This window comes from Streptomyces sp. NRRL S-495, assembly GCF_000966955.1.
GTDB lineage: Bacteria > Actinomycetota > Actinomycetes > Streptomycetales > Streptomycetaceae > Kitasatospora > Kitasatospora purpeofusca.
The window spans coordinates 1-17363 of record NZ_JZWY01000020.1 but is presented as its reverse complement, the minus strand read 5'-3'; the positions used below and the strand labels follow the sequence as shown (position 1 = coordinate 17363).

Annotated in this window: 16 protein-coding genes and 1 pseudogene; 12 read left to right on the top strand and 5 right to left on the bottom strand. The window is 75.2% G+C overall.

Translation table 11 applies throughout. The annotated features are described in order from the left end of the window. The first annotated feature begins 1 nt into the window (after nt 1). Nucleotides 2-1636: an NADH-quinone oxidoreductase subunit N gene (locus VR45_RS01765; RefSeq protein WP_078896147.1), complete on the top strand. Its 1635-nt coding sequence runs from the start codon at nt 2-4 to the stop codon at nt 1634-1636. Nucleotides 1637-1788: 152 nt separating this feature from the next. Further along, the gene (htpX, locus tag VR45_RS01760) at nt 1789-2649 is read left to right on the top strand and encodes a zinc metalloprotease HtpX (protein WP_045937868.1); all 861 of its coding nucleotides are present in this window, start codon (nt 1789-1791) and stop codon (nt 2647-2649) included. Between the two features lie 39 nt (nt 2650-2688). Here htpX and VR45_RS01755 read toward each other — a convergent pair whose 3' ends face one another. Further along, nucleotides 2689-4158, bottom strand: a complete 1470-nt coding sequence (locus VR45_RS01755; RefSeq protein ID WP_045937867.1) for a PLP-dependent aminotransferase family protein — start codon at nt 4156-4158, stop codon at nt 2689-2691. Here VR45_RS01755 and VR45_RS01750 point away from each other — a divergent pair. Then, nucleotides 4157-5152 carry a DMT family transporter gene (locus tag VR45_RS01750; RefSeq protein ID WP_078896146.1) on the top strand — a complete coding sequence of 332 codons (996 nt, stop codon included), beginning with the start codon at nt 4157-4159 and terminating at the stop codon, nt 5150-5152. The two genes, VR45_RS01755 and VR45_RS01750, sit on opposite strands and share 2 nt — an antisense overlap. A 123-nt stretch (nt 5153-5275) precedes the next feature. On the opposite strand, the gene VR45_RS01745 is transcribed toward VR45_RS01750, so the two are convergent. Next, a complete protein-coding gene (locus VR45_RS01745) occupies nt 5276-5767 on the bottom strand; it encodes a hypothetical protein (RefSeq protein ID WP_078896145.1) in 492 nt (163 codons plus the stop codon). Nucleotides 5768-6061: 294 nt separating this feature from the next. On the opposite strand from VR45_RS01745, the gene ctaD reads away from it, so the two are divergent. From ctaD to VR45_RS01720, 5 genes and pseudogenes are all read left to right on the top strand, one after another. Then, complete coding sequence (gene ctaD / locus VR45_RS01740; RefSeq protein ID WP_234325797.1) at nt 6062-7720, top strand: cytochrome c oxidase subunit I; 1659 nt, start codon at nt 6062-6064, stop codon at nt 7718-7720. A gap of 36 nt (nt 7721-7756) precedes the next feature. Beyond that, nucleotides 7757-8197, top strand: coding sequence for a BlaI/MecI/CopY family transcriptional regulator (locus VR45_RS01735; protein ID WP_078896144.1), 441 nt, complete (start codon nt 7757-7759; stop codon nt 8195-8197). 10 nt (nt 8198-8207) lie between these two features. Then, nucleotides 8208-9144, top strand: a pseudogene (locus tag VR45_RS01730) (M48 family metalloprotease). A 43-nt stretch (nt 9145-9187) separates the two neighbouring features. After that, a complete protein-coding gene (locus VR45_RS01725) occupies nt 9188-9376 on the top strand; it encodes a hypothetical protein (RefSeq protein ID WP_045937864.1) in 189 nt (62 codons plus the stop codon). Between the two features lie 113 nt (nt 9377-9489). Continuing rightward, nucleotides 9490-9891, top strand: a complete 402-nt coding sequence (locus VR45_RS01720; protein WP_045937863.1) for a YccF domain-containing protein — start codon at nt 9490-9492, stop codon at nt 9889-9891. Nucleotides 9892-9978: 87 nt separating this feature from the next. Here VR45_RS01720 and VR45_RS01715 read toward each other — a convergent pair whose 3' ends face one another. Continuing rightward, entirely contained in the window at nt 9979-10647 is a 669-nt protein-coding gene (locus VR45_RS01715; RefSeq protein WP_045937862.1) for an NAD(P)H-dependent oxidoreductase, read from the bottom strand. Between the two features lie 75 nt (nt 10648-10722). Here VR45_RS01715 and VR45_RS01710 point away from each other — a divergent pair, with 75 nt between their 5' ends. Beyond that, nucleotides 10723-11592, top strand: a complete 870-nt coding sequence (locus VR45_RS01710) for a sigma-70 family RNA polymerase sigma factor (RefSeq protein ID WP_045937861.1) — start codon at nt 10723-10725, stop codon at nt 11590-11592. On the opposite strand, the gene VR45_RS01705 is transcribed toward VR45_RS01710, so the two are convergent. Next, nucleotides 11589-12605 carry an NADP-dependent oxidoreductase gene (locus VR45_RS01705; protein WP_045937860.1) on the bottom strand — a complete coding sequence of 339 codons (1017 nt, stop codon included), beginning with the start codon at nt 12603-12605 and terminating at the stop codon, nt 11589-11591. The genes VR45_RS01710 and VR45_RS01705 overlap by 4 nt on opposite strands. Nucleotides 12606-12749: 144 nt before the next feature. Between VR45_RS01705 and VR45_RS01700 the strand changes: the two genes are divergently transcribed. Next, nucleotides 12750-13664: a LysR family transcriptional regulator gene (locus tag VR45_RS01700; protein ID WP_045937859.1), complete on the top strand. Its 915-nt coding sequence runs from the start codon at nt 12750-12752 to the stop codon at nt 13662-13664. Between the two features lie 59 nt (nt 13665-13723). On the opposite strand, the gene VR45_RS01695 is transcribed toward VR45_RS01700, so the two are convergent. Then, the gene (locus VR45_RS01695) at nt 13724-15643 is read right to left on the bottom strand and encodes an FtsX-like permease family protein (RefSeq protein ID WP_052708774.1); all 1920 of its coding nucleotides are present in this window, start codon (nt 15641-15643) and stop codon (nt 13724-13726) included. A gap of 322 nt (nt 15644-15965) precedes the next feature. On the opposite strand from VR45_RS01695, the gene VR45_RS01690 reads away from it, so the two are divergent. Further along, entirely contained in the window at nt 15966-17180 is a 1215-nt protein-coding gene (locus VR45_RS01690; protein ID WP_234325796.1) for a sensor domain-containing protein, read from the top strand. Further along, on the top strand, nt 17171-17363 hold a 193-nt coding region (locus VR45_RS01685), incomplete at its 3' end, for a response regulator (protein ID WP_045937857.1). The genes VR45_RS01690 and VR45_RS01685, both read left to right, overlap by 10 nt.

Sequence of the window (17363 nt, the reverse complement as noted above, 5' to 3'; positions counted from 1 at the left end):
CATGCTCGGCACCGCACTCGGATCTCACTCCACGGGGCAGACCACTGTGACCTCCCTCGCCGTCGCCAACCCGGGCAGCCTGATCCAGTCCGTGGACTGGGTGGCGATCGCGCCCCCGCTGATCGCCGCGCTGGGCGCCCTCGCCGTGCTGGTCACCGACCTCTTCCTGCCCGCGCAGCACAAGCGCTGGCTGGGCCGGCTCACCGCCGCCGCACTCGCCCTGGCCATCGTCTCGCTCCTCCCGCTCACCGGTGGGTCACCCCGAGCCACCTTCTGTGCGCAGAACGTAACAGGAGCCACTGACAACGCAGGCTGCTCCTACGTCGCCGACCACTTCGCCCTGGTCTTCCAGCTGCTCGCACTCGGCGGCGCGCTGATCGCCGCCCTGCTGTCCGCCCACACGGTGGAGCGCGAGGAGCTGCCCGGCGGCGAGTACTGGTTCCTGCTGCTCTCCAGCGCCACCGGCGCCGCGCTGCTGCCCGCCTCCCGCGACCTCGCCACCCTGGTGATCGCCCTGGAGGTGGCCTCGCTGCCCGCCTTCGCCCTGGTCGCGCTGCGCCGGGACGGCCGGGGCGCCGAGGCGGCGCTCAAGTTCTTCCTGTCCTCCGTCACCGCGACCGCCGTGATGCTGCTCGGCATCGGCTTCGTCTACGCGGCGAGCGGCAGCCTGCACCTGGGCGCCGTCGCCACCGGGCTGGAGCACGCCCCCGCGCAGCTGAAGCCGCTGGCCGAGGCGGGAGCCGTGCTCACGCTGGCCGGCTTCGCCTTCAAGGTCGCCGCCGTGCCGTTCCACTTCTGGGTGCCGGACACCTACACCGGCGCCCCGCTGCCGGTGGCCGGCTACCTCTCGGTGGTCGGCAAGGCGGCCGGGCTGGCCGGACTGGCGCTGGTCACCACCATCGCCTTCCGCCCGTACGCGCACACCTGGGGCCTGGTGCTCGCGGTGCTGGCCGCCGTCACCATGACGGTCGGCAACGCGGGCGCGCTGCGCCAGCGCTTCGACACCCGCTACAGCGCGGTCCGGCTGCTCGCCTGGTCCTCGGTGGGCCAGGCCGGCTACCTGCTGGTGCCGCTGGCCGCGGCCGGCTACGCGCCCACCACGACCGACCCGCTGGGCGCCACCGCCGCGTACGCGCTGATCTACGGTGTGGTCAACCTGGGCGCCTTCGGTGTGGTGGCGGCGGTCGGCCGCCGTTCCGAGGCCGGGGTGGACGACTTCCGCGGGCTGTTCGCCCGGCGCCGCTGGACGGCGCTGGCGCTGGCGTTCTTCCTGCTCTGCCTGGCCGGGCTGCCGCCGGGCGTGATCGGCCTGTTCGGCAAGGTCGTGGTGTTCCGCGCCGCCGTCGACGCCGGGCTGGGCTGGCTGGCCGTGGTGATGGCCGTCAATGTGGTCGTCGCGCTGTACTACTACCTGCGCTGGACCACCGTGCTGTTCGCCCCGGCCCCGGAGCCGGAGGTCGCCGCAGAGGTCAATGCCGGGGCGGGGGACCGCGCGGCCGCGGCCGCCGGAACGGCCCCCGAGCGGCGCCTGCCGGTGTCGCTGACCGCCACCCTGGGCCTCACCGCCTCCGTCGCGGTGGTGCTCTCGGTGGCCCCGCAGCTGGTGCTCCAGGTGGTCGGCGGTTCGCTGTTCTGAACCCCGCCCGGCGGGTGCGCCGGTGCGGGGTCCCGTCCCCCGGTCGGGTGTCACGCCGGTCACAAGGGAACAAGGCCCCGGCCCCCACCCGTTGACCGGGCAGGAGGGACGAGGCAGAAAGGGCTTCCCCACGCACCATTGGAGGGCCACCCGTGCATCGCCGGCACAACGGACTGAGGACCGCCGCCCTGCTCGGGGGCCTCTCGGCGCTGATCCTGGTGATCGGCTCCTTCTTCGGCCGTACGGGCTTCGTGATCGCCCTGCTGGTCGCCCTCGGCACCAACGCCTACGCCTACTGGAACAGCGACAAGCTCGCCCTGCGCGCCATGCGGGCCCGCCCGGTGAGCGAGATCGAGGCGCCGCGGCTGTACCGGATCGTCCGGGAGCTCTCCACCTCGGCGCGCCAGCCGATGCCCCGGCTCTACATCTCGCCGACCCCGGCGCCGAACGCCTTCGCCACCGGCCGCAACCCGCGCAACGCGGCGGTCTGCTGCACCGACGGCATCCTGCAGCTGCTCGACGAGCGCGAGCTGCGCGGTGTCCTCGGCCACGAGCTGAGCCACGTCTACAACCGGGACATCCTGATCTCCTCGGTGGCCGGCGCGCTCGCCTCGGTGGTGATGTTCCTGGTGAACTTCGCCTGGCTGATCCCGTTCGGCCGGGGTGACGACGACGACGGCCCGGGCCTGTTCGGGCTGCTCGCGATCATGATCCTCGGCCCGGTCGCCGCCTCGCTGATCCAGCTGGCGGTCAGCCGCTCCCGGGAGTACCAGGCCGACGCCGACGGGGCCCGGATCACCGGCGACCCGCTGGCCCTGGCGAGCGCGCTGCGCAAGCTGGACGCGGGCACCCGGCAGCTGCCGCTGCCGCCGGAGCCGCAGATCCAGACTGCCAGCCACATGATGATCGCCAGCCCGTTCCGGCCGGGCGAGGCCGGTACGAAGCTGTTCTCGACCCATCCGCCGATGGCCGAGCGGATCGCCCGGCTGGAGCGGATGGCCGGCCACCGGTAGCGGCACCGGTAGCGGCGCCGGGAGGGTCCGCGGCCGCCGTCAGCCCGTCGTGACCTCGTCCAGTACCGCCCGGAGCCGGTGGACGCCCTCCACCACCTGGGCGGAGGTCTCGGCGGCGGCGTAGCTGAGCCGCAGATGGGCGGCCGGCGGTTCGGCGGCGTGGTACGGGCGGCCGGGGGTCACCTGGACGCCGGCCCGCATGGCGGCGGCGGTGAGCACACCGTCGTCGACGCCCTCGGGGAGCCGCAGCCACAGGTGGTAGCCGCCGGGGCGGTAGCTGCCGAGCACGCCCGGCAGCTCGCGGTGCAGGGCGGCGACGGCGGCGGTGCGGCGGTTGCGCAGCTCGGTGCCGAGTGCGCGCAGGTGACGGGCCCAGCCCGGGTCGGCGACGAGTTCCAGCGTCGCCTCCTGGAGCGGCCGGGGCACGAAGAAGCTGTCCACCACCTGGGTGGCCCGCAGCCGGGCGAGGGCCGGGCCGCGCGCGGTGAGGGCGCCGACCCGCAGATTGGGCGAGGCGGCCTTGGTGAGCGAACGCAGGTGCACCACCACCCCGTCGCGGTCGTCGGCGGCGAGCGGCCGGGGCAGGGCGGGGGCGTCCGCGTGGACCAGCAGCCGGGAGAAGTCGTCCTCGACGACGAAGGCCCCGGCCGCCCGGGCGATCCGGAGTACCTCGGCCCGGCGTTCGGGGGAGAGCACCGCGCCGGTCGGGTTCTGGAACAGCGGCTGGCAGACGAAGACCCGCGCCCTGGTGGCCTCGAAGGCGTCCGCCAGCAGGTCGGTGCGGACGCCGTCGGCGTCGACCGGCACCGGGACGGGCCGCAGCCCCGCCGCCCGGACGACCGCCAGGATCCCCGGGTAGGTCGGAGACTCCACCAGGACCGGTGAGCCGGGCGCGGCGAGGGAGCGCATCGCCACGGTGAGGCCGCTCTGCCCGCCGGAGGTGAGCAGGACGTCCCCGGTGGCGATCGGCCCGTCGTGGCCGCCGATGTCGCGGGCGAACCAGCCGCGCAGCTCGGTGAGGCCGTCGGTGGGCGGGCGCTCCCAGGCGCCGGGGCGGCGTCCGGCCCGGGCCAGCGCGGCGGCGAGCAGCCGTTCGGGCAGCAGTGAGGCGTGCGGGTAGCCGCTGTTGAGGTCGATGACGTCGGGCGGCGGCACGCGCAGGGTGGCGAACAGCGGGGCGGCCAGCAGGTCGCGCGGTCCGGTGTCGCTGCTGAGGGCGATCTCCTGCCAGGAGAGGTCGCCGGGGCGGGCGGTACCGGCCGGGGCCCTGCGGGCGCCGGTCGCGGGGCCGGTCGTGAAGGCGGCCGCGCGGAACACCCCGGCGCCCGGGCGGGAGATCACGAGCCCCTCGGCGGAGAGGACGGCGATGGCGCGGGAGACCGTACCGGGGCTGACCTGGTGGCGTTCCATCAGGGCCCGGCTCGACGGCAGCTTCCGTCCTTCCGGGTAGCGCTCGACTTCCCGTCGCAGACTGTCGGCGAGTTCGGTCACACTGCTACGCTCATTCATGAGAGCACAAGATAGCGCTACCCTCCGTTCGGCGATAGCGGACCGGCCCGCTACGGCGCAGACGACGGCCCCGGCGACCGCAGGGGCGACCGCAGTGGCCGCGGCGCCGAAGGCCGCACCCGGTCCCGGTGGCTCCGCCGGTACCGCGCAGGCCGCCCTGGGTGTCCTCTGCTTCTCCTTCAGCTTCCCCGCCACCGCCTGGGCGCTGACCGGCTTCGGCCCCTGGACCGCGACCGGCCTGCGCGGCCTGCTCGCCGGGGTGCTCGCCGCGCTCTGCCTGGCGGCGGCCCGCGTCCCGCTGCCCGAGCGCCGGCACTGGCCCGGCCTGCTGGTGGTCTCGGCGGGCTGCGTCCTCGGCTTCCCGCTGCTCACCACGCTGGCCCTGCGCACCTCCTCGACCGCCCACTCGGCGGTCGTCATCGGTGTGCTGCCGCTGGCCACCGCGGCCATCGCCGCGCTGCGGGCCGGCCGCTCCGGTGCCCGGCCGTCCCGGCTGTTCTGGGGCGCGGCACTGGCCGGGGCGGTGGCCGTGCTCGGTTTCACCCTGCTGCAGAGCCACGGGCGGCCGGGTCTCGCCGACCTGTACCTGTTCGCGGCGCTGCTGATCTGCGCGGCCGGGTACGCGGAGGGCGGGCGGATCTCCCGGGAGCTGCCCGGCTGGCAGGTGATCGGCTGGGCGGTGGTCGCGGCGCTGCCGGTCACCGCGCTGACCACGGCGCTGGCGCTGCCCGCCGAGCCGGTGGAGTTCGGCGGGAAGGCGCTGGCCGGGCTGGCGTACACGGCGGTGGTGTCGCAGTTCGGCGGGTTCGTGGTCTGGTACCGGGGGATGGCGGCGATCGGCGTGCCGAGGGCGAGTCAGCTCCAGCTGGCGCAGCCGCTGCTGACGCTGATCTGGTCGGTGCTGCTGCTCGGCGAGGTGCTGCCGGCGGCCGCGCCGGTGACGGCGGTGGTGGTGCTGCTCTGCATCGCGCTCACCCAGCGGGCGCGGGTCTGACCTGCGGCCCGTCCGGGGTGGGGCCCGTCCCGGCGCGTGCCCGTGGACGGCGACCGGCCGTCGCCGGCGCGCCCGGGGGGCGTGCCGACGACGGCCGGTCCTCGGTCGGACGGCGGGTCCGCGTCAGGCGCGGTCCTGGGCGTTGGTGCACAGCGCCCAGATGATGAACACGTCCAGGGCGAGCACGACCACCGACCAGATGGGGTAGTAGGGCAGCGAGAGGAAGCTCTCGATCCCGCCCAGCACCACCAGGCCGATACCGACGTACTGCGCCCAGACGGCGCCTCTGACCACGAAGAAGCCGGTCACCGCGATCAGCGCGCCGATGATCAGATGGATCCAGCCCCAGCCGGTGAGGCTGAACTGGAACACGTAGTTGCGGGTGGTGACGAAGACGTCGTCCTCGGCGATCGCCATGATGCCCCGGGTCACGTCGAGCACGCCGTTCATCATCATCAGCACACCGGCGAAGAGCACCCCGCCGGTCACCCAGCCGCTGGCGCCGTGCCTTGGCGGCGGCGTGGCCGGGCCGGCCGGTCGGGCTCCCTGTCCGGGGGGTGGCGTCGCGCCCGACGGCGGGGGTGTCGGCGGGGTCGGCGGCGTGGTGCTGCTCATGGGACCTCCTCGAATCCGGGTCCTCGGGCTCCGGGCCGGAGCGCCCCGGTCCAGGGCTCGCCGACCGGAACTCACTCGAACGGATGTCCGGGGTTCGACCGTCCGCCCGTAGCCGCCGCCCGGCAACCGGACCGCACCTGTTCGGGTGACCCGCCCCGCGCGCCCCCGGCCGCCCCGGCGGTCCGACCGGTACTGCTGGTCCGACCCCTGCCCCGGACCTGGAAGGCGCGGCACGTGACTCTTCTGCCGAAGGAACCCGTGGAGCAGCCCCCACGCCGTTCGCGCGCCCCACGGCTGGAACGGCACCGCGCCGCCGCCCGCCGCCGGCGCGGCCGGGCCCTGGTCGGCTGGCTGACCACCACCGACCACAAACGGATCGGCACCCTCTACCTCACCACCTCCTTCGCGTTCTTCCTGCTCGGCGGGCTGATGGCGATGCTGATGCGGATCGAGCTGGCCCGCCCCGGGCTGCAACTGCTCTCCAACGAGCAGTTCAACCAGCTCTTCACCATGCACGGCACGATCATGCTGCTGATGTTCGCGACCCCGCTGTTCGCCGGGTTCGCCAACTGGATCATGCCGCTGCAGCTCGGCGCCCCCGACGTCGCCTTCCCCCGGCTGAACGCGCTCGCCTACTGGCTCTACCTGTTCGGCTCGCTGATCGCCGTCTTCGGCTTCCTCACCCCGGACGGCGCGGCCGACTTCGGCTGGTTCGCCTACGCGCCGCTCAACAGCGCCGAGTACAGCCCCGGCATCGGCGCCGACCTGTGGATCATGGGCCTGGCCTTCTCCGGCTTCGGCACCATCCTCGGCTCGGTCAACTTCGTCACCACGATCATCTGCTTCCGCGCACCCGGGATGACGATGTTCCGGATGCCGATCTTCGTCTGGAACATCCTGCTCACCGCCGTCCTGGTGCTCTTCGCCTTCCCGGTCCTGGCGGCCGCGTTGCTCTGCCTGGAGTCCGACCGGCGGTTCGGCTCCCACGCCTTCGACGCGGCCAACGGCGGGGCGCTGCTCTGGCAGCACCTGTTCTGGTTCTTCGGACACCCGGAGGTCTACGTCATCGCGCTGCCGTTCTTCGGCATCGTCACCGAGATCATCCCGGTGTTCAGCCGCAAACCGGTCTTCGGCTACAGCGGCCTGATCGCCGCGACCATCGCCATCACCGGCCTGTCGATCACCGTCTGGGCGCACCACATGTTCGTCACCGGACAGGTGCTGCTGCCGTTCTTCGCGGTCATGACGATGCTGATCGCGGTGCCCACCGGGGTGAAGTTCTTCAATTGGATCGGGACCATGTGGCGGGGCTCGCTCAGCTTCGAGGCCCCGATGCTGTGGACGGTCGGCTTCCTGGTCACCTTCCTCTTCGGCGGCCTCACCGGAGTGCTGCTGGCCGCGCCGCCGATCGACTTCCACGTCTCCGACTCGTACTTCGTCGTCGCGCACTTCCACTACGTGGTGTTCGGGACGGTGGTCTTCGCGATGTTCGCCGGCTTCCACTTCTGGTGGCCCAAGTTCACCGGCCGGATGCTCGACGAGCGGCTCGGGCGGATCCACTTCTGGACGCTGTTCATCGGCTTCCACACCACCTTCCTGGTGCAGCACTGGCTCGGCGCGGAGGGCATGCCCCGCCGCTACGCCGACTACCTCGCCAGCGACGGCTTCACCACCCTCAACACCGTCTCCAGCATCGGCTCCTTCCTGCTCGGCATCTCCACCCTGCCGTTCCTGTACAACGTCTGGCACACCGCCCGGTACGGGCAGCGGGTCACCGCCGACGACCCGTGGGGCTACGGCCGCTCGCTGGAATGGGCCACCTCCTGCCCGCCGCCCCGGCACAACTTCACCACCCTGCCCCGGATCCGCTCCGAATCCCCGGCCTTCGACCTGCACCACCCGGAGATCGCCGCACTCGACCGGCAGCAGAACGTCCGCGAACCACAGCGCTGATTCCGGGCTCCACGCCCTCTCGTTAGGATGACCGGCATGGCAGAGGACACCGCGGACACCGCAGAGGACACCAACGCCCCGGTGGCCGGCGACCCGCGGGCCCGGCGGCGCGGTCAGGGCGAACTGGAGGCCCAGGTACTGGCGGTGCTCCAGCACGCGCCCGGCCCCGCCACCGCCGGCTGGGTCCAGGAACGCCTCGACGGCGACCTCGCCTACACCACTGTGATGACGATCCTCTCCCGGCTGCACGCCAAGGGCGCCGTCAGCCGGACCCGCTCCGGCCGCTCCTACCTCTGGCAGGCCTCCTCGGACGCCGCCGGCCTCGCCGCCCTGCGGATGCGCCGCGTCCTGGACGGCGAACCCGACCGGGACGCCGTGCTCGCCAGCTTCGTCACCGCCCTGCTCCCGCACGACGAGGAACTGCTGCGCACCCTGCTCGACAGCGCCATCGCCCCGGCCCCCGACCGCGAAGGCTGACCTCCTCACCGTGGGTTTCTTCGTCTTCCTCCCGCTCGTGCTGCCGCTGACGGCGCTGCCCATCGCCCGTCTCACCGAGCAGCACCTCCACCCGCGCGGCGCCGCCCGGCTGCTCACCGGGTTCAGCATCGTGATGGCGCTGTGCAGCGCGGTCAGCCTCGGCCTGATCGGCGTCGTCGGCACCGCGCAGCTCCCCGGCAACCCGCTGCCCGACAGCTGGTCCGACCCCGAGGTCAGGGACGCCCTGCCCTACCACGAGACGGTCGGCACGGCGGCGCTGCTCGTGCTCGCCGTCGTCCTGCTCGCGGTGGGCCGCACCCTGGTCCGGCACCTGCGGATCCGCGCCCGCGCCCGGCGCGCCCTCGGCCGCGCCCTGCCCGCCGCCTCCGACGTCGCCCTGCTCCCCGACCCGGCCCCGTACGCCTACGCGCTGCCCGGCTCGCCGCGCTCGCCCGGGCGGGTGGTCGTCTCCACCGGCATGCTCGACGGCCTGGCCGAGGACGAGCGCGCCGCGCTGCTCGCGCACGAACGCGCCCACCTCACCCACCGGCACCACCGCCACCTGTTGGCCACCCAGCTGGCCGGCTGCGTCAACCCGTTCCTGCGGCCGCTCCAGCGGGCCGTCGCCTACAGCGCGGAGCGCTGGGCCGACGAGGAGTCCGCGCAGGCCGGTCACCGCCCGCGCCGTCGCCCGGGCCGCCCTCGCCTCGCGCACGGCCCCCGCCGCCTACACGGTGTTCCCCGCCTTCGCGGCCCCCGGCCCCGTCCCCCGCCGGGTCGCCGCCCTCCTCGGCCCCGTCCCCACCGCCCGCAACTGGCCCCCCGCCCGCACCCCCGCCGGCCTCGCCGCCCTGGTCGCCGCCCTCGGCACCGCCGCCTCCGCCCTCTCCGCCCTCAACGCCGCCGTCGCCCTCCTCCTCATCCTCAAGGCCGTCACCCCGCTCTGAACCCGGTGGCGCCCGGGCCGGCCCCCGGTCTACCGTCCGGCCCATGGCCAAACGTCGCTACGTGGCCCGGGGCGTCCCCGGGGGCTACCGGATATGGGACAACAAAGCCGGCCGCTGGTGGGGCGACCACTACGAGCTCTGCCCCGACGCACTCCTCGCCGAGCTCAACGGCGGTGCCGACCCGGCCCGCCTCACCGCCCTCCTCCGGGACCACCGTGCGCGGAAGCGCTGACCGTCCCGCACCCTGAGTTGTCCCTGAGGTGCGGTCCCCGGGCGCGTAGACACGCAGCTCAGCGGGCATCGGGGTCGTAGGGGGCAGTCGTCGCGCGTGAGAGGGTGCCGGACATGAAGGTGATCGACTTCGTTCTCAACGTGATCTGGCTGATCTTCTGCGGCATCTGGATGGCGATCGGGTACGTGATCGCCGGCGTCATCTGCTGCATCCTGATCATCACCATTCCCTTCGGCATCGCGTCGTTCCGGCTGGCCGGGTTCGTGATCTGGCCGTTCGGGCGGAAGGCCGTGGAGCGGCCGGACGCCGGGGCGCCCTCGTGCGTCGGGAATGTGATCTGGCTGGTGTGCGCGGGGTGGTGGCTGGCGCTGATGCATCTGATCACCAGCATTCCGCTGTTCCTCTCGATCATCGGCATCCCGTTCGGGTGGGCGAATCTCAAGCTCATCCCGGTGTCGCTGACGCCGCTGGGGCGGGAGATCGTGCCGACGGACGAGCCGTGGGGCGGGCGGTAGCGGACGGAACGGAAAGGGCCGGCGGGAGTTCCCGCCGGCCCTTTCGTGGTTGAGGCGCGGGTTCACACGCAGGGTTCAGGCGCGGGTTCAGGCGCCGGCGAGGGCGGTCAGGGTGGTGCGGGCGGTGCCGAGGGAGGTGGTGGCGAGGTCGCGGTAGGGGGTGAGGGCGGGGATGTCGGTGGCGCGGGTGAGTTCGGCGTGGACGAAGCGGAGGTGGGCGTCCGGGATGCCGAGGTGTTCGGTGAACCAGGCGCGCAGGTACGGGGTCTGGAAGTCGAAGGGTTCGCGCGGGGTGCCGGGGCCGTAGCCGCCGCCGCGGGCGGTGACCACGACGACGCGGGTGGCGGTGAGGCGGCCGGTGTGGGCGCCGGGGAAGGTGATCCGGTCGATCCAGGCCTTGAGGGCGGCGGGGACGGTGAAGTTGTACATCGGGACGCCCAGCAGCAGGGTGTCGGCGGCGTGCAGCTCGGTGATCAGGGGGTGGGTGAGGGACCACTCGTGCTGTTCGTCGGGGGTGGTCGCGAGGGTGTGGACGTCGGGCAGCCGGACGGGGACGGCCTGGCGTTCGACGCGGATGCCGAGGGAGGCGTAGCCGGGGCCGACGAACGGTACCGGGTCGGTGGCGAGGTCGCGGTGGCGGTAGTCGGCGTCCGGGTGGCGGGCCTGCCAGGTGCGGGCGAAGCGGGCGGTCAGACGGCGGCTGACGGACCGGTCGAGCGGGCTGGCGCTGGAGTCGAGGTGGAGCAAGGCGGGCATGGGAGGGCTCCTGGTCACCTTCGGGGAGTGGGCATCGTCAATCCCGTGACGAGGGCGCGGACGGAAAGGTGACCGATGGACGGGCGCGAGGAGCTGGCGGTGCGGTTCGAGGCCGAGCGGGGGCGGCTGGGGGCGGTGGCGCGGCGCATGCTCGGGTCGACGGCGGAGGCCGAGGACGCCGTGCAGGAGGCCTGGCTGCGGCTGGAACGGGTGGACGCGGCGCAGCTGGAGAACCTGCCGGGGTGGCTGACCACGGTGGTGTCGCGGATCTGCCTGGACGTGCTGCGGGGGAGGCGGACGGAGGCGGTGGTGGTCGAGGAGGTGGTGGACGGCCCGGAGGCGGAGGCGGAGCTGGTCGAGGAGGTGGGCCGGGCGATGCTGGTGGTGCTGGACCGGCTGGGCCCGGCGGAGCGGGTCGCCTTCGTGCTGCACGACGGCTTCGCGGTGCCGTTCGAGCAGATCGGGCCGATCGTCGGGCGGAACACGGCGGCCGCGAAGAAGCTGGCGAGCCGGGCCCGGCAGCGGGTCCGGGGTGCGGGGGAGGTGTCGGGCCCGGGGGAGGCGTCGGGGTCGGCGCGGCGGGAGGTGGTGGAGGCGTTCCTGGCCGCCGCGCGCGGGGGCGACCTGGACGCGCTGCTCGCCGTGCTCGCTCCGGACGTGGTGCGCCGGGCCGACCCGGCTGCCCTGCCCGCCGGGCGGCCGGTGCTGCTGCGCGGCGCCGAGGCGGTGGCCCGGGAGACGCGGGTGATCGGGCGGCGGGCGCGGTTCGCGGTGCCGGTGCTGGTGGACGGCGAGCTCTGCGCGGCGATCGCGCCGGGCGGACGGCTGCGGCTGCTGCTGCGGTTCGAGGTCGCGGACGGCCGGGTGGCCGGGTTCGAGGTGGTCGCGGACCCGGCGCGGCTGGCGGCGCTGGAACTCTCGGTGCCCGGCCGGGATGCGCTTTAGCGCGGCTCGTCGGCGAGCTGGACGATCATCTTGCCGGTGTTGGCGCCCTTGAGCATGCCGAGGAAGGCGTCGACGACGTGCTCGAAGCCCCGGACGACCGTCTCGTCCGAGCGGACGGCGCCGGAGCGCAGGTGCGGGACGAGGAAGTCGTACAGCTCGGGACGGGCGTCGAGGTGGTTCCGGACCAGGAAGCCCTCCAGCCGCAGGCTCTTGCCGACCACGTCGAAGAGGTTGCGCGGCGCGGGGGGCGGCGCCTGGAGGCTGTTGTACTGGGCGACCGCCCCGCACCAGGCGATCCGGCCGCCGTCGCGCAGGGCGTCGATGGCGGCCTCCAGGTGGTCGCCGCCGACGTTGTCGAGGTAGACGTGCAGGCCGTCCGGGGCGGCTTCGCGCAGCCGGTCGGCGATCGGCGCCTCGTGGTAGTCGAAGGCGGCGTCGAAGCCGAGGTGCTCGGTGAGGTGGCGGACCTTGGCGGCGGAGCCCGCGCTGCCGACGATCCGGCCGGCGCCGAGCAACCGGGCGATCCGGCCGGCGGCGGTGCCGACGCCGCCCGCGGCCGCCGAGACGAAGAGCGTCTCCTCGGGCCGCAGTCGGGCGATCCGGGTCAGGCCGACCCAGGCGGACAGCCCGGTGCCGCCGAGGATGCCCAGGTGGGCGCTGAGCGGGACGCCAGCGAAGTCGGGCAGGACGGTGGCCTCGTCCGGGGTGACCACGGAGAGGGTGCGCCAGGCCCGGCGGTGGTGGACGAGGGTGCCGACCGGCAGCGCGGGCGTCCGGGACTCGACGACCCGGCCCAGGGTGCGGCCCTCCAGCGGGGCGTGCAGCCGCCAGCCGCCGGTCTCCTCCATCTCCTCGCGCATGTACGGGTCGACGGACTGGTGGATGTTCTCGACCAGGGCCTCGCCGGTGGCGAGCGGCGGGACGGTCTCGTCGAGGAAGGCGAAGTTGTCGGCGGTGGGCTCGCCGGCCGGGCGGGAGACGAGGTGGACGACGCGGGCGGTGGGGCGGGACACGGGGGCTCCAGGGGTGCGAACGGGGCGGTGCGAACGGGCGGTGATGATCACCGTAGGGAGCCGGCGGGCGGCCGGGCAGGGGCCGCCGTCGATGGATGGGCCGGTTCCATGAACGGAATCGATGGATCCGGTAGCGTCGCCGGTATGACCGATCTCGCCCCGCACGAACTGCGCGTCCTGGTCGCCGTGGCCGAGGAACAGGGCTTCACGGCCGCCGCCGCGCGCCTGGACAGCAGCCAGTCCGCCGTCTCGCACGCCGTGCGCGCCTGCGAACGGAAGCTCGGCGCGGTGCTCTTCGAGCGCGGGCGCCACGGCGCGCGCCCGACCGAGGCCGGGGAGCGGGCGGTCGCGTACGCCCGACGGATCCTGCGGCTGCTGGCGGTGATGGGCCCGGAGGTGCGGGCGACCGGTGCGGGCGACCGGGCCGGGGAGGTCACCGGGACGCTGCGGATCGCCGCGTTCCGCAGCGTCGCCGCCCATCTGCTGCCGCCGGTCCTGGCCCGGCTGACCGCCCGCCACCCGGGGCTGACGCCGCGGGTGCGGATCGTCCGCGAGATCGGCCGGGGCACCGCCGGGGAGGTCGCGGACGGCCGGGCCGACCTCGGTCTGGCGACCCTCGACCCCGCCGCGCCGCCGCCCGTCCCCGGTCTGGTCGCGGCCCGGCTGTTCGAGGAGACCTACGCGCTCGCGCACCCGGCCGGGCACCCGGCGCCGCGCGGGCTCCCGCTGGTCGACTGGGACGAGAACTGCGGCTCCTACACCCGGGACTGGTGGGGCCGGCAGGACTGGATCCCGCCCTCGACCATCGACGTCGAGGACGACACGGTGGCCGTCTCCCTGGTCTCCCAGGGCCTGGGGATGGCGATCATGCCCCGGACCGCCCTGCTCGGCGCTCCGCCCGGGCTGGCCGTCACCGACCTCGGCCCGACCCCGCCGAGCCGGTACGTCGGGTACGTGACGACGCCGGAGCTCGCGGGCACGGCGGCGGTGCGGGCGTTGATCCGGGAGCTGCGGGAACTGCGCGGCCGGGAACTGCCCGAGGGGCTGGCGGCGGCCTGAGGCTGCGCGAGCGGCCCGGGACGGTGGCCCGAGACGGCGGCCCCGAGGCGGCGTCCGGCTCAGCGGGCGGCGGCGTCGACCGGCCCGCGTCGCAGCGCCCACGCCGCGGCCGGGGCGGCGCAGACGGCGGCGAGCAGCAGCGCGCCGACCGCCACCGCGCCGACCGGCTGCCACGGGGCGACGAACGGGGCGGGCACCCGGAGCACGGCGAGCGCGGCCCGCAGGGAGCCGAGTTGGACGGCGGTGAGCACGCCGCCGAGGACGGCGCCGACCGCTGCCACCAGCACCGCCTCGGCGGTCACCAGCCGCACCACCTGGGCCCGGGTCGCGCCGGCCAGCCGGAGCAGGGCGAGCTCGCGGCGGCGGTCGGCGGTGGCCATCAGCAGGGTGTTGGCGAGCGCGATGCCGGTGTAGCCGACGACCGGGACGAGGAGGAACAGGAGCCGCAGCCTGGTGGTCCGGCGGTCGGGGGCGGCCGCGGCGAGCCACTCCTCGCGGGTGGACACGGTGGCGTCGTACGGCCGGACAGCCGCTCGGACGGCGGCGCGGACATCGGCCGCCGCCGTCGCGGGGCCGGGCGAGAGGCGCAGGTCGACACGGTCGGGGCGGGCGCCCGGGGCGTTGGCGGCGGTCACGTACAGGCCGTTGTCGGCGAGCCCGTCGCGCAGCACGGCGGCCACCCGCAGGGTCGTCCGGCTGCCGTCGGCGCGGACCACCGGGACCGGCTCGCCGACCGTGGTGTGCCCCCATTCGGCGGGCAGGACGAGGGAGCCGTCGTCGAGTGCGGCCGTCGAGCCGGCCAGCAGGGGCAGCCGGGACAGCGCCGCCAGCCCGGCCGGATCGGTGACCGCCCGGGCCTCGGAGCGGACGGCCACGCCGTCCGGTTCGACGACCGAGAGGGCGGTCGGGCCGGTGGCGGAGAGCGCGGCCACGCCGGGGACGGCGCGCAGCGCCGCGAGCAGCGGGCCGACCGGACCGGCGGCCGGGACGACGACCAGGTCGGCGCCGGTGCGGGCGTGTTCCTCGGCGGTCCGGGCGGCGCCCACCGTGTCCAGCGCTCCCGCCAGCGAACCGGTCAGGGCCACCGCGACCAGCACGGGGGCGGCCACCGCACCCGTCCGGCGGAGCGCGGCGACGGCGTTGGCGCGCACCAGCCGGCCGGCGTACCCGGTGAGACGGGCGGGAAGGGTGCGGCCGAGCACCCGGACCAGCGGTGGGGCGAGCAGCGGGGAGAGCAGGCCGGCCGAGGCGATCAGCCACATCGGCCGGGTGGTCCAGGTCTTGCGGTGCAGCAGGTCGGCGGGGTCGGTGACGAGCGCGGCGACGGCCAGGGCGGCGGCGGTGAGCAGCAGGCCGAGGCCGATGAGGAGCCGTCCGGCGGTCAGGACGCCGGTGTCGAGGTCGGCCGCGCGCAGGGCGTCCAGCGGTCCGGTCCGGCCGGCCCGGCGGGCGGCCGCGAAGACGCCGGCGAGGGCGACCAGCAGCCCGGTGCCGAACGCGGTGGGCAGCGGCCACCAGGCGGGGACGACGGCGAGGCCGGGCGGGACCAGGCCGGCCCCGGACAGCCACCGGAGCAGCGCGGGAGCGGCGAGCCGGCCGAGCAGACAGCCGGTGGCGGAGGCGGCGGCGCCGAGCAGCAGCGCCTCGGCGAGCACGGTGCGGCGGACCTGCGCGCGGGTGGCGCCGGCGAGGCGGAGCAGACCGAGTTCGCGGCGGCGCTGGGCGACCGCGAAGGAGTAGGTGGAGGCGACGACGAACGCCGAGACGAACGCGCTCACCCCGGCGGCGGTGCCCAGCGCCGCGACCGCCGCGGTCAGGTCGGCCCCGCCGGCGGAGCCGGTCGCGCGGGTGGGGTCCGTCGCGGCGGCGAGGCCGAGCAGCATGGCGGCGGTCGTCGCGACGCCGAGGGCGAGCGCGAGGAAGGCACCGAGCAGTGACACCCGGCGGGCCCGCAGGGACTTGAGTGCGATCCGCAGCATTCTCATGGCGTCCAGCGAACCGCCGCGGGGTGGGGCGGGTCAGCAGGGCCAAGGCCACTCCGCGAGGTGGGGCCAGCCCTACCCCCGCAGGGAGCGCGCGGGAAGTCGGCCCCGTCGACCTCCGTGCGGAAGGTGGCCCTGGCCCTACCGACGGCCGCCGGGCCGGAACCCTAGGGTGGGTGCGACGGCCGGGGCGGGGAGGGGTTCGATGGGCGGCGGGTGGTGGGAACCGGTGCTGCGACCGGGGTTCCCTCGGTCGGCGGAGTGGTGGCGCGAGTGGGCGCGGTGGCGGGCGGTGGCGCCGTGGCGGGCAGCCGGGTACCTGCTGGCGACCGGACTGACCGGACTGCTGCTCTGCGCCGGGCTGCTGGTCTCGGCGGCGGTCGGCGGCGTGCTGGCGGCGCTGCTGGTCGGCCTGCCGCTGCTGGCGGCACTCGCCCTGGTCGGCCTGCCGGTCGCGGCCTGGGAGCGCCGGCTCGTCCGGTTCCTGGACGGCCGCCGGGTGCCGGACCCGCACCGCGTCCCCGACCGCCCGGGCCTGGCGGCCTGGCTGCGGCTGCGCTACCGGGAGCGGGCGACCTGGCGCGAGCTGGGCTTCACCCTGCTCTCCGCCTTCGTGCTCTGGCCGGTCGACCTGGCGGTGGTCGGCGGCGCCCTCGCCGTCCCCGGCTGCCTGCTGGCCGCCGCGCCGCTGCTGCTGCTCGACGGCGAGCAGGTGAAGGTGCTGAAGCTCTGGGAGGTCCACTCGCTCGGGACGGCGGGCCTGTGCGGGCTGGCCGGTCTCGCCCTGCTGCCGCTCCTCGGCCGCCCGCTGGCGCTGGTGGCGGCCGCCCGGGCGGGACTGGTCCGGCGGCTGCTCGGGCCCGGCCGGGAGGAGCGGCGGATCGGTGAACTCGTCCGCTCCCGCGCCCGGCTGGTGGACGCCTTCGAGGCGGAGCGGCGCCGGATCGAACGGGACCTGCACGACGGCGCCCAGCAGCGCCTGGTGGCCCTGCGGATGACGCTCGGCCTCGCCCGTCTGGACGCCCCGGCGGACGGCCCGCTGGCCGCCCGGCTCACCGAGGCGCACCGGGAGGCCGGTGAGGTGCTCGCCGAACTGCGGGAGCTGATCAACGGCATCCACCCCCGGGTGCTCACCGACCGGGGTCTGCCGGAAGCCTGCGCGGACGCCGCCGACCGCTCGCCGGTGCCGGTCAGCACCCGCTTCGCGCTGCCCGGCCGGTTCCCCGCGCCGGTCGAGTCGGCCGGCTGGTTCGCCGTCACCGAGGCCCTCGCCAACGTCGCCAAGCACAGCGGCGCGGGCACGGCGAGCGTCGAGGGCCGGTACGCGGACGGGCGGTTGACCATCGAGGTGGCCGACGACGGCTGCGGCGGCGCCGACCCCGGGCGCGGCACCGGACTGACGGGGCTGGCCGACCGGGTCGCGGTCGTGGACGGCACACTGACGGTGAGCAGTCCGCCCGGCGGACCGACGCTGGTGCGGGTGGAGATCCCCTGCACCCCGGCCGACGGAGGGGAACCGGCCCGATGGACCTGAGGATCGTGATCGCGGAGGACGGCGTCCTGCTCCGGGAGGGGATGGTCGGCCTGCTGGCCCGGTTCGGGCACCGGGTGGTGGCCGCTGTCGGCGACGCCGGGGCGTTGCGCGCGGCGGTCGAGGAACACGAGCCGGACCTCGTCGTCACCGACGTCCGGATGCCGCCGGGGCAGAGCGACGAGG